The 10,882-nt window shown below is 60.8% G+C and carries 12 protein-coding genes and 1 pseudogene; 5 read left to right on the top strand and 8 right to left on the bottom strand.

Annotated elements, in window-relative coordinates; all coding sequences use genetic code 11:
- Both NW827_RS06525 and trpB read right to left on the bottom strand, forming a co-directional pair.
- A pseudogene (locus NW827_RS06525) lies at positions 1 to 230 on the bottom strand (hypothetical protein); the annotation flags it as partial.
- A gap of 28 nt (positions 231 to 258) precedes the next feature.
- On the bottom strand, positions 259 to 1,518 hold the full coding sequence (gene trpB, locus NW827_RS06520; protein ID WP_414360502.1) for a tryptophan synthase subunit beta: 1,260 nt from the start codon (positions 1,516 to 1,518) through the stop codon (positions 259 to 261).
- A gap of 1,009 nt (positions 1,519 to 2,527) precedes the next feature.
- On the opposite strand from trpB, the gene NW827_RS06515 reads away from it, so the two are divergent.
- From NW827_RS06515 to NW827_RS06505, 3 genes are all read left to right on the top strand, one after another.
- The gene (locus NW827_RS06515) at positions 2,528 to 3,076 is read left to right on the top strand and encodes a hypothetical protein (RefSeq protein ID WP_414403975.1); all 549 of its coding nucleotides are present in this window, start codon (positions 2,528 to 2,530) and stop codon (positions 3,074 to 3,076) included.
- Positions 3,076 to 4,623, top strand: coding sequence for an Hsp70 family protein (locus NW827_RS06510; protein WP_414503467.1), 1,548 nt, complete (start codon positions 3,076 to 3,078; stop codon positions 4,621 to 4,623). Before NW827_RS06515 ends, NW827_RS06510 begins: the two co-directional genes overlap by 1 nt.
- Before the next feature lie 193 nt (positions 4,624 to 4,816).
- Positions 4,817 to 6,193: a 1-acyl-sn-glycerol-3-phosphate acyltransferase gene (locus tag NW827_RS06505; RefSeq protein ID WP_414360507.1), complete on the top strand. Its 1,377-nt coding sequence runs from the start codon at positions 4,817 to 4,819 to the stop codon at positions 6,191 to 6,193.
- Positions 6,194 to 6,623: 430 nt separating this feature from the next.
- On the opposite strand, the gene NW827_RS06500 is transcribed toward NW827_RS06505, so the two are convergent.
- From NW827_RS06500 to psbE, 6 genes are all read right to left on the bottom strand, one after another.
- Entirely contained in the window at positions 6,624 to 6,737 is a 114-nt protein-coding gene (locus tag NW827_RS06500; RefSeq protein WP_414360509.1) for a photosystem I reaction center subunit VIII, read from the bottom strand.
- Positions 6,738 to 6,775: 38 nt separating this feature from the next.
- Positions 6,776 to 7,246, bottom strand: coding sequence for a photosystem I reaction center protein subunit XI (locus NW827_RS06495; RefSeq protein WP_414360511.1), 471 nt, complete (start codon positions 7,244 to 7,246; stop codon positions 6,776 to 6,778).
- A gap of 312 nt (positions 7,247 to 7,558) precedes the next feature.
- Positions 7,559 to 7,678 carry a photosystem II reaction center protein J gene (locus tag NW827_RS06490; protein ID WP_414360513.1) on the bottom strand — a complete coding sequence of 40 codons (120 nt, stop codon included), beginning with the start codon at positions 7,676 to 7,678 and terminating at the stop codon, positions 7,559 to 7,561.
- Positions 7,679 to 7,803: 125 nt separating this feature from the next.
- Complete coding sequence (locus NW827_RS06485; protein ID WP_414360515.1) at positions 7,804 to 7,929, bottom strand: photosystem II reaction center protein L; 126 nt, start codon at positions 7,927 to 7,929, stop codon at positions 7,804 to 7,806.
- A 6-nt stretch (positions 7,930 to 7,935) separates the two neighbouring features.
- Positions 7,936 to 8,079 carry a cytochrome b559 subunit beta gene (gene psbF / locus NW827_RS06480; protein WP_414360516.1) on the bottom strand — a complete coding sequence of 48 codons (144 nt, stop codon included), beginning with the start codon at positions 8,077 to 8,079 and terminating at the stop codon, positions 7,936 to 7,938.
- A 68-nt stretch (positions 8,080 to 8,147) separates the two neighbouring features.
- The gene (psbE, locus tag NW827_RS06475; RefSeq protein WP_414360519.1) at positions 8,148 to 8,393 is read right to left on the bottom strand and encodes a cytochrome b559 subunit alpha; all 246 of its coding nucleotides are present in this window, start codon (positions 8,391 to 8,393) and stop codon (positions 8,148 to 8,150) included.
- A gap of 318 nt (positions 8,394 to 8,711) precedes the next feature.
- On the opposite strand from psbE, the gene aroB reads away from it, so the two are divergent.
- On the top strand, positions 8,712 to 9,836 hold the full coding sequence (gene aroB, locus NW827_RS06470; RefSeq protein ID WP_414360522.1) for a 3-dehydroquinate synthase: 1,125 nt from the start codon (positions 8,712 to 8,714) through the stop codon (positions 9,834 to 9,836).
- Between the two features lie 45 nt (positions 9,837 to 9,881).
- Positions 9,882 to 10,882, top strand: a 1,001-nt coding sequence (locus NW827_RS06465; protein ID WP_414503466.1) for an aspartate-semialdehyde dehydrogenase, incomplete at its 3' end; no start/stop codon positions are given.

The following is a 10,882-nucleotide window of genomic DNA, read 5'->3' as shown; positions in this document are numbered from 1 at the left end:
AGGGACTCCGTCCCGCTTGCGCAAACAGGAAGGGGTGGCGGCTGGACGGGAGCAGGGATCCCTTCTTCCTCCCTGGGGCCGACCAAGGCGCCTGCCCAGGAAGTCGTGGCCGGGGACGGGATCCCGCCAACGCGCCCGGAAACCTCTGACCGGGATCCAACCAGCGGCACTAGCCCCGCCCCCAGAAACAAGGCCAGCAGGCCGAGCAATCGAATGACAACAGTGGACATGGGCAGGGATCCCCTTGCCAACCCAACTCTAGGCTAGGCTACGCCCCCGCTGCTGCAGGTACTGGAAAACGGTGTTCAAGTCCTTGTCGCCCCGCCCGGAGCAATTGACCACCACCCGCTGCTGGGGGCCAAGCTGCGGCGCCAAAGTCTTCAGGTAGGCCAGGGCATGGGCCGTCTCCAGGGCGGGGATGATCCCCTCCAGGCGCGACAGCAGCAGCAGCGCTTCCACCGCCTCGTCGTCGGTAACCGCGTAGTACTCGGCCCGCCCGATCTCTTTTAGGTAGCTGTGCTCCGGCCCTACGCCAGGGTAGTCCAGACCGGCGCTGATGGAATGGGCCTCCTGCACCTGGCCTTCCTCGTCCTGCAGCAGGTAGCTCATGGCCCCGTGCAAGACCCCAATGCGACCGCGGCTGAGGGTGGCGGCGTGGCGGGATGTGTGCAAACCCTCCCCGGCAGCCTCAATACCGATGAGCCGCACCTGAGGATCGCGGATAAACTCGTTGAACAGGCCCAGGGCATTGGAGCCGCCGCCCACACAGGCCAGCAGCACGTCCGGCAACCCTCCCCATTTCTCCTGACACTGCTGCCGCGTCTCCTGGCCAATGACATCGTGAAAGGCCCGCACCAGCTTCGGGTAGGGGTGGGGCCCGGCCACCGTGCCAATGACGTAGTGGGTGGTCTCCACATGGGTTACCCAGTCGCGGATGGCCTCGGAGAGGGCATCTTTGAGGGTGGCCGTGCCGGCTTCCACCCCGCGCACCTCAGCGCCCAACAGGCGCATCCGCTGCACGTTGGGGGCCTGCCGCTCCATGTCCAGCGCCCCCATGTAGATGACGCATTCCAGGCCGAAGCGGGCGCACACCGTTGCCGTGGCCACCCCATGTTGGCCGGCGCCGGTCTCGGCGATGATCCGCCGCTTGCCCATGCGCACCGCCAGCAGCACTTGGCCGAGGGCGTTGTTGATCTTGTGGGCGCCGGTGTGGTTGAGGTCTTCCCGTTTGAGGTAGATCTGGGGGCCACCGTAGTGTTCGGTAAGCCGCTGGGCAAAGTAAAGCGGGCTGGGCCGACCGACAAAATCCCGCAACAAGCTGTGAAACTCGGCGCGAAACTCGGGATCCTGCCAGTGCCGCTCAAAGGCTTCCTCCAGCTCCGTCAGGGCGCTCATCAGGGTTTCCGGCACAAAGCGGCCCCCAAACGGCCCAAACCGGCCCTGGGGATCCGGGCGCACCTGGGGGTCAAGGGGATCCCAAGCAACAGCGTGGGCAGCAGCAAGAGGAGTTGAGGTCATGGCAAATCCGTTGCTGCGGGCTGGGCAGCCGGCAATAGGAGACAGGCTTCCCTATTCTACAAAAGTCGGAAACGCAGGAAGGCGACTATTTGCTGCCCTAGAAGGTGGGATCCCGCCAAAACCGGCTTTGAGTAGATGAGGCCGTCCGATTTTGTATGGACAAGCATCTGCAAGAGTTGCTCCAGCAAGAAGAGCAAAAGCGCATAGACGAGGAGTTGCGCCGCACTATACCCTTTCTCAAAGGAGTGGCAGTCTCTTTGTCGTTATTGCTAGCTTTTGCACGGTGATGGAAAGCGCTGAAGGTCTTTTTGGAGGGGTGCATCCGTCCCGCTGACGCGAACGGCGTGTTGTTTGTTTCTCCCCCTGGAAGCAGTGGACAACTGCGCCGCCATCCAGCGAGCTAGAGAAAAAATTGAACTGCTGCGCTCCGGGCAAAACCTCGATAGCGACCGGCAGATTAACAAGCTGGAAACCCTTCCTTACTCTCCGAGTCGGGGGTGAGGGAGCAGGTTAGGACAAAGGAGCCTAGAATGGCCCCAGTTCTGAAAACCGCTGCTTGCCAGTCTCCTGGTGGGAAAAGGGACCCCGCCTCTAGCCTCACCCGCTCTTATCGCCTCGACTATCCGGCTGACTTTGTCCCCCAAGGGGAATCCGATAGCAGCGACGGCCAGGTCTTTGTCGGCGAAGAGGGGGCCGAGCTGCGGGTTTGGGGTGGGTTTTTCAAGCAACACCCGCCAGCGCCCTGCAAGAGGAGTTGCAGCGCAGCCGAGAAAGCCGACGCCGGGTTACCTCTCAAGTTGCCAGTCAGGATTTTTTGGGGTCTCCGGCTACGAGCTAGGCAGCTTGCGGATTTTAAGCTCGTCCGCCCCTCTCTAGAGGCCGGCTTTGAATTGGTCTATCTGGCCAGCCGGCGCGAGCGCTACGACCGGGATGGGGAAGCCATAGCCCGGTGGCTCCCTGACCCAGGCCCCAGTTGGGGCATGATCGTAGGGATCCCTGACAAAACCCAATGGCCGAGAGACCGCTGGACAGTTGGCTGCGGGAACGGATGCAAGCCGTTGGCCTTTCCTCATGGCGGGCCTTGCAAGCCCGGGCAGGGCTCAGCCGCCGCGCCCTCGAGCAGGTGCGCCAAGGGCGGTGGGGATCCCTGCGCCTGGAGCAACTGCAGAAGTTGGCTGCCGCTCTCCAGTGGGACGTGGGATCCCTGCTTGGCGGCGGAAGGGGCTCTGACAATGCAGAGGCAATCTTCTTCCTGCTGCAGCCGCTGCTGACCAGCTACCCCACCGTCCGCGAGATTGCCCGGCGCAAGCCGGATTGGCCGGCCCAAAACATGACGGCTCTGTTCCGGTCGCTGGATGCCCTGCTGCAGCAGTGGGGGTATGAAGCCATCGGCAGCCCTCTTGAATCTGTCCCCTTCGACCCGCAACTGCACCAGCCGGATCAGCCGGACATTCGGCCTGGGGATCCTGTCTATATCCGCTTTGTTGGCTACCGCTGCGGCGAACGCATTCTTTGCCCGGCCAAAGTTAGTCGCTCCCTGCCCGGAGGATTGAGCTGATGGCACCCGTCCCCAAAGCGACGCTGGCTATTGATTTTGGCACTAGCAATACGGTTGTGGCGGTTTGGGATCCTGGACAAGAAGCGCCCCGCCTGCTCAGCCTTCCCGGCCTCTCCCGCCCCGGTTACGCGGCCATTCCCAGCCTGGTCTACGTCAAGGGAAAAGGCCAGCTCTTGGTGGGGGAAACCGTGCGCGCCGGGCGGTGGGGAGCAGTGGATCCGCAGCGCTTGTTTCAGGGCTTCAAGCGGGATCTGGTGGCGGAGTTTGTCCCCCCGCCGCGAGTTCTCGATGGAGAGCGCTACGATGCCGAGAGGGTAGCCCAGGCTTTTTTGCAGGCAGTGATGGAAGCCATCCAGCAAGAATACCCGCAGCCGCAACAGGTGGTGTTTACAGCTCCCGTCGGCTCTTTTGAGCGCTACTTAAACTGGCTGCGGAGGGTGGCCGGGGATCCCATTCAGATTGTGGACGAGGCCACGGCTGCTGCCCTGGGCTATGCGGTTGACCAGCCGGGATCCCTTGTGCTGGTGGTGGATTTCGGCGGCGGCACCTTGGATCTCAGCCTGGTGCGCACCCTTCCCCCTCAGCCGGGCAACCCCGTCCTCAAGGCGGAGGTGATTGCCAAGGCCGACGCCTACGTGGGTGGGGTGGATATCGACATCTGGATTGCCGAATACCTGCTGGGGCAACTGGGGCTGAGCCGGCAGCAGATGGGAGCCCTGAGCTGGATTACCCTTTTGGAGCAGGCAGAACAGCTCAAGATTACCCTTTCTACCCAGCCCAAGGCGGTGGGCAGTTGGTTTGACGACGAAGCCCTAACCGCCTATGAGCTGCAGTTGGATCGGCAGGTGCTGGAGGAGATTTTAGAAACCCACCAGCTCTTGGATCAGATCCGCCAGTGCCTAGACGAGGTGCTCCTCACTGCCCAGGCCAGGGGAGTGGGCAAAGGCCAAATTGAGCAGGTGCTCCTGGTGGGAGGCAGCTCCCAACTGCCGGCAGTCCAAGAGCTGCTCCGCTCCTACTTTGGCAAAAAGAAAGTCCGCTGCGAACGCCCCTTCGACGCCGTGGCCCTGGGCGCCCTGCAGGTGGGCCGCCAAGTTAAGCTGGAGGATCGCCTGCACCACAGCTACGCCATCCGCCTCTGGGATCCCTTGCAAAAAAGCTATATCTACTACCCTCTGTTTGAGCGGGGCAGCCCCTACCCCTGCCGACGCTCCGAGCCCTTGATCTTGCAGGTGGCCAACGATGGGCAAACCGAAATTCGCCTCGATGTGGGAGAAGTGGCTCAGGTGGCCCAAGCCGAGGTGGTTTACGACGAGCTGGGGCGCATGAGCAGCCGCCAACTCACTCGACAAACCGATTTTCGATCCCTGGCCCCCGGCGCCGAGCCGGCTTGCCTGGCCCGCCTGCAGCCCCCAGGCCGCGCAGGAGAAGATCGCCTCAAGGTGGAATTTGCCGTCGATGCCTCGCGGCGGCTGCTGGCCACTATCTTCGACTTGCAAACCCAGCAGCTTTTGGTAGAGGCCCAGCCCGTAGCCACCCTGAGTTAAAGAAAGGCACTTAGCCTCTTATCGCACCAAAACCCAAACAGCTGACCCTCCTCCCCTCTGCCTGAGGGAGAGGGGCTGGGCGCTTGGCTTGGCGGCAAAGTGTCCTATGTTTGTTTGAAAAGACTATAACCCGATCGGTTGGATGGAGATTTGTTGGGCCTAGCTTGAGCAATTCAGTATTTGAGAAAAAGCCTTGTTTCCACCACCACCCCCCTCTTTTGCCCGTCCCCCCCTGGACTTTATCCCGCCGGCCTACAGCCCCTGGGTGCTACGGCTTGTCCACGGGATCCTGCCGCTGCTGTTGCGGCTGAGGGTGCGGCCCTGGCTTCCTTCCGGCATTGCCAAAATCGAGGCTAGGGGCGTGGAGACCCTGGCGCAGCTCTACCACCAGTTTCAGGCGGGCCAGATCCGGCTGATCCTCGCTTTCCGCCATGTGGAGGTGGATGACCCCCTGGTGGGCCTCTACGTGCTCTCTCGCCTGGTGCCCCAGGCTGCCCGTCGCCAAGGGATCCCCCTCCGCAAACCCATTCACGCCCATTTTCTCTACGACCGGGGCATGCCTCTTTGGGGAGGCGAGTGGCTAGGGTGGCTTCTGTCTCGCCTGGGCGGGATCCCTGTGCACCGGGGACGGCGGGTGGATCGGCTGGCGCTGGCGGCGGCGCGGCGCCTACTGCTGGAGGGCCAGTTTCCTTTTGGGATCGCGCCGGAAGGGGCCACCAACGGCCACAGCGAGCGGGTCAATCCTCTGGAGCCGGGAACAGCGCAGCTGGCCTTTTGGTGTGCCGAAGACCTGGCCAAAGCCGGTCGTTCGGAGAAGGTGGTTGTGGTGCCCATCGGGATCCAATACCGCTACCTGAAGCCTTCTTGGAAAAAGCTGGAGCGCCTGCTAAGCCACCTCGAGCGCCTCAGTGGCCTGACGCCGCCGGCGGCTCCCAAGCCTTCCGCAAACCGCCACTGGGCTCAGCGGATTTGTGGCCTGGCCCACCACCTGCTGGCCCAGATGGAAACGTTTTACGGCCTTCCCCCTCTTCCCTCTGGGGAGCCTTTCAACGCCCGCCTGGAGCGGCTGCTCCACACGGCGCTGCAGACGGCCGAGACCTACTTTGGCCTATCTCCCCAAGGGGATTGGAACAGCCGCTGCCGCCGCATCGAAGAAGCCGCCTGGACCCAGATCTACCGAGAAGAATTGCGGCATCCTGGATCCCTGGCTCCGCTGCAGCGGGGGTTGCTCGACTGGAAAGCCCAGCAGGCCACCCTCTACCTACAGCACATGCGCCTGGTGGAAAGCTGCGTGGCCGTGCAGGAAGAGTACTTGCTGAGTAAGCCTTCTTTTGAGCGGCTGGCAGAAAGTGCCCTGATCCTGTTTGATGTCTTGGCCCGCCTGCGCGGCGATCCCTACCCGGCCCGGCCTCGCCTGGGTTGGCGAGAAGTTCAGGTTACGGTGGGGGATCCCATCTGGGTGAGCCAGCGATGGGAACGCCAGTACCGCCAAGGCCGCCAGGAAGCCAGACAGGCAGTAGCCGAGCTAACTCAAGATTTGCAACTTGCTCTCGAGCGCATGATCTCTTGAAGCAGCAATATGCCTGGCTGGCACAGTTGCCTGTGGTAGGGATGCGGAGCCCTTTCTCCCGCTCCCCTCTCCCAGAGGGAGAGGGGCTGGGGGTGAGGGCGGATCCCCCTGGGAGAGCCGACTTTAGTCGGAGGAGTGTCAAGACCATCTATAAGCAATGGCTAGGCCAGTTGCTCCTTTGACGTAGTCAATGTCTTCGCGGAACTTTTTGAGCTTCTGCTTTTAGATTGCATAGGCAGCATCAAGGACGGTGGTAGGGGAGCTAAGACGCTTTGGAAGTTTCCCCTTCCCAAAGACAAGAAGACTCAACCTTTGCCGGGTACTGCCCTAGCTTTTGGGAAGACGGCAGCGGGGATAAAGGTCTCCCCAAAAAGCAAGGGATCCCTTCCCCAGGGATCCCTCTTCTAAGACCCATTGAGACTAGAACAAGTTAGTCGCGCTCAATGTACAAAAAGAGCACGGCCATGGCCACTGCCGGCAGCAGCCAACCGACAATGGGGACGAAAATCCAAGGAAGATAAGCAGCAGCGTAAGAACCGGTCATAGTTTTGCTCCTCTCCAGTGCCTTGACAAGCTTGACAACTAATTCACCAACCCTCGAAAGATGGCGTCGATCCCGGCAAAGTTCTCCAACAGGAAGTAGGCAGCAAACACACCGCCCATACCTCCCAAGAAAAATCCTGCCGTCAGATCCCCCCATCCACGGGCTGTAGATAGAGGATTGGCTCCCGGCGTTTCCGGCTTGTTTCCGAAGGTAACGCTGCCATAGGCGGACATGCAGGCGGTTCCCAGCAGCACCAGGGCCATCGCCGTGACCAGACCACCCAAATTAGCTGCCTCAGGATAGTCCCGCAGCGGGCCCACCACGATTTCCGGTCCCACTAGGAAATAGCCATGCGCCAGCCCAATCTCCAGCCCCCGCAACAGCGGCGACAGCCCAGGACGGTTGATGGGAAGATTGTTGAGGAACAGACGTGTAACAGGAGAGTCGCTAATCGGCGTCGAAAGGTGGCCCTCGCAGGGATCGTCGTTGAAGGTGCGAATGTAATCCATGTCCGAAGGTCCTGCCTGGAATTTTGGGATTCATTCTACGGGGCCTCAGTTCCCCTCTCAGCAGCCGCCATCCGGATCGTTAAAAAAGTTCATGCTTGCTTAACAGAGATATAGCCCCTCTCAACCCTCCAGGACATTGGTACCGTTTCCATTAGCCTCAACCCCTCTTCCCGCCAGAGCCCGACAGAAGCGGGATCTCCAGCTAGTCTACCGCCCAGGGATCTCCGTTCCGGCGGAAAACAAAAAAGCCTAACTGTTTTCAGCTAGGCCCATTAGCAAACCTGACACCACTACGCTGGGAGTTGGGTAGAACTAGAAGCCCGAGCCAAGGCCCACATAGGAGCCATAGAAGAAAAGCCCCACCACCGTAATCACACCCAGACCAACAACCACAGCCACTATCCACAGGGGAATCCTTGCCTGACTGGTCATAGCAACTGGCCTCCACAAGAAGTAGATCTTTAAGGAAAGCTACAGCCCCAAGGAGGGATGAAGGTAAGCCTACCTCCCTACCGCTTTTCTTCAACTGACTGTCAGAAGCAGAGATAACCTAAGCCTTAGTTGATAAAGTAGCTAGAAAACAACAGGCCAAGCACAAACACCAACAACAAGCCCAGGTAGAGGGAGGTGCGGTTTAGCTCTACCGGCTGGGTATTGGGGTTCCTTTCAGGTTGATCAGCCATAGGGTTTCACCGTTGAATAAACTGCATTGCAGCAATGGCTCCCAGAAAGAAGACCGTTGGGATCGCCAGCGTGTGTACTGCCAACCAGCGGACAGTAAAAACAGGATAAAAAACAGGCTCATCAGATTTGGTAGCTGGTTTAGTTGCCATCGCTCAGACCTCGCCTCTTAGGACATTACAAACTGCAACAGTTACGAAGCTGCTACCCTCGCCTTGCCCTAGCGCGTTAGCCTCTCCAGCTGCTCGAGAGCGTTGAAGCGGTCGCTTACAATTGGCAACTCCTGACGCTCTGCGGTGAAATACTCATTGGGGCGCGGCGTGCCAAAAATATCATAGGCTAGGCCGGTGCTAACAAAAAGCCAGCCGGCCAAAAACAAGGCGGGAATGGTCAGGGCATGAATAACCCAGTAGCGGACACTGGTAATAATGTCAACAAAAGGTCGCTCTCCGGTGTTGCCAGCCATGAAACTCCTCCCTGCGGTAAGGGCAAAGGCGCTTTTTGAACTTCTTGAGTCTATACCTCAATCATAAGGACTTCGAGGCCCAACTACAAGTTAAAGCCAGATCCCACCCTAACCTGCCGGGAACTCCTCCTGGAGCCAGGCAGGAGAAAACGTTACAAGCCAGCAGCCGGGGGCAGCCCAGAGCTAGGAACCTCACCGCAAAACCAACTGGCCGGCTCCCACCAGCAGGCCGTGAGCTCCAGCAAGCCAGTTAGGGAGGGGAGAATGGGAAGCAGCGGAACATGCCACACTGGATCCCATCTTCCAATAGCAGCGCCCATGGATCCCTGTCTAATCCCTGTCAAGCTTCCCCACAGCTCCTACGACATTCTCATCCAGTCCTCCGCAGGCCCTAGCGGCCACAGCCTCAGGCAGTTGGGATCCCAGCTGCGAGCTTTGGGGCTAGCCGGCAAGGTGCTGGTGGTGAGCCATCCGGGTATTGCCAAGCATTTTGCCGAAAAGTTGATGCAAGGGTTGCAACAAGCCGGGTTTGCCGCCCATCTTTTTCTGTTGCCCGCCGGCGAGCGCTACAAGACCCTGCGCTCGGTGGCCAAGATCTATGATGCTGCCTTGAGCTTTGGCCTGGAGCGCTCCTCCACCCTCGTGGCCCTAGGAGGCGGGGTAATCGGGGATATGGTGGGGTTTGCTGCCGCCACCTGGCTGCGCGGGATCCCTTGGGTGCAGGTGCCCACCTCGCTTTTGGCCATGGTGGATGCGGCCATTGGCGGCAAGACCGGGGTCAACCATCCCGGGGGGAAAAACCTAATTGGGGCCTTCTACCAGCCGCGCCTGGTGTGGATTGATCCAACGGTGTTGCAGACCCTGCCCCGGCGGGAGTTTACTTCAGCCCTAGCCGAAGTGATCAAGTACGGCGTCATCCAGGCTGCCGACCTGTTTGAGTTTTTGGAAGACCGGCCCAGGCTGAGCCGCTATGCCGACTTTGCTCCCGCAGATCTGCACTATCTGCTGCGCCGCTGTGCCGAGTGCAAAGCCTGGGTGGTGCAGCAGGACGAACGAGAGGGGGGCCTGCGGGCCATCCTCAACTATGGCCACACCCTCGGCCATGCCCTGGAAACTGTTACCGGCTACCGCCGCTACCTGCACGGGGAGGCGGTTGCCATTGGCATGGTGGCTGCGGGGGAGATCGCCCGTCGCCTGGGGTGGTGGAGCGCGGCTGAGGCCGAGCGGCAGCGACGCCTTATCGAAAGGGCAGGGCTGCCCAGCCACTGGCCCGCCGGGATCCCTTGGGAGGCGGTGCTGCAGGCGCTGCAGGCGGACAAAAAAGTCAAGCAAGGGCGGATCCGCTTCGTTCTGCCCCGCCGGATTGGCCAAGCGGAGCTGACCGATCAAGTCGAGCTGGCGGATGTGCAGGCCGCTCTGGCGGCGATGACGGCAACCTCTTGAGCCCTAGAGAGCCCTAGAATTAGGAAAAGCTGAGGACAAGAAAGCATGGGACGGCAACAACGGGTAGCCATCTTGGGGGCCACAGGGGCCGTAGGAATGGAGCTGCTGAAGCTGCTGGAAGAGCGCCGCTTTCCGGTGGCAGAGCTGAAGCTGTTGGCCTCGCCCCGCTCGGCGGGCACCTACTTGACCTTCAAGGGAGAACGGATCCCGGTGGAGCCGGTTTCAGAAGCGTCCTTTCGGGGTCTGGACCTGGTGTTGGCCTCTGCCGGGGCAAGTGTTTCCAAAACTTGGGCCAAGACCATCGTCGAGGCAGGGGCAGTGCTAATTGACAACTCCAGCGCCTTCCGCCTGGATCCCGATGTCCCCCTGGTGGTGCCGGAGGTCAACCCCCAGGAAGCCTTTCGCCACCAGGGGATCCTCGCCAACCCCAACTGCACCACCATCCTAATGTGCGTGGCCATCTACCCACTGCATCGCCACATCCCGCTGCGCCGTGTGGTGGCTGCCACCTACCAGTCCGCCAGCGGGGCCGGGGCCCGCGCCATGGTGGAGCTGGAGGAGCAAACCCGCGCCTACCTGCAAGGCCAGCCGTTGCAGCCGCAGGTGTTCCCCTATCCCATTGCCTTCAACCTCTTCCTCCACAACAGCCCCCTGCAAGAAAATGGCTACTGCCAGGAAGAGATGAAGATGGTCAACGAGTCCCGCAAGATTATGGGATCCCCCCACCTACGGCTGACGGCTACCTGCGTGCGGGTGCCGGTGCTGCGCACCCATGCCGAGGCCCTCAACCTGGAGTTCGAGCAGCCCTTCCCGGTGGAACAAGCCCGACAAATTCTGGCCCAGGCTCCTGGGGTGGTGCTTATCGAAGATTGGGAACGCAACCGCTTCCCCATGCCCATTGATGTAGCCGGCAAAGACGAAGTGGCCGTGGGCCGCATCCGCCAGGATATCTCCGAGCCCAAAGCTCTAGAGCTGTGGCTGTGCGGGGATCAGATCCGCAAAGGAGCAGCCCTCAACGCCATTCAAATTGCCGAGCTGCTTTTGAA

It is taken from the genome of Synechococcus sp. H70.1 (genome assembly GCF_047502705.1).
Taxonomy (GTDB): Bacteria; Cyanobacteriota; Cyanobacteriia; order Thermostichales; family Thermostichaceae; genus Thermostichus.
The sequence above is the reverse complement of the archived record's forward strand: the minus strand, read 5'-3'. Positions and strand labels throughout refer to the sequence as shown.

Coding starts and splice junctions, on each gene's coding strand:
- trpB (WP_414360502.1), bottom strand. CDS start 1,518: ATGACCTCAACTCCTCTTGCTGCTGCCCACGCTGTTGCTTGGGATCCC.
- NW827_RS06515 (WP_414403975.1), top strand. CDS start 2,528: ATGGCCGAGAGACCGCTGGACAGTTGGCTGCGGGAACGGATGCAAGCC.
- NW827_RS06510 (WP_414503467.1), top strand. CDS start 3,076: ATGGCACCCGTCCCCAAAGCGACGCTGGCTATTGATTTTGGCACTAGC.
- NW827_RS06500 (WP_414360509.1), bottom strand. CDS start 6,737: ATGACCGGTTCTTACGCTGCTGCTTATCTTCCTTGGATTTTCGTCCCC.
- NW827_RS06495 (WP_414360511.1), bottom strand. CDS start 7,246: ATGGATTACATTCGCACCTTCAACGACGATCCCTGCGAGGGCCACCTT.
- NW827_RS06490 (WP_414360513.1), bottom strand. CDS start 7,678: ATGACCAGTCAGGCAAGGATTCCCCTGTGGATAGTGGCTGTGGTTGTT.
- NW827_RS06485 (WP_414360515.1), bottom strand. CDS start 7,929: ATGGCTGATCAACCTGAAAGGAACCCCAATACCCAGCCGGTAGAGCTA.
- psbF (WP_414360516.1), bottom strand. CDS start 8,079: ATGGCAACTAAACCAGCTACCAAATCTGATGAGCCTGTTTTTTATCCT.
- psbE (WP_414360519.1), bottom strand. CDS start 8,393: ATGGCTGGCAACACCGGAGAGCGACCTTTTGTTGACATTATTACCAGT.
- aroB (WP_414360522.1), top strand. CDS start 8,712: ATGGATCCCTGTCTAATCCCTGTCAAGCTTCCCCACAGCTCCTACGAC.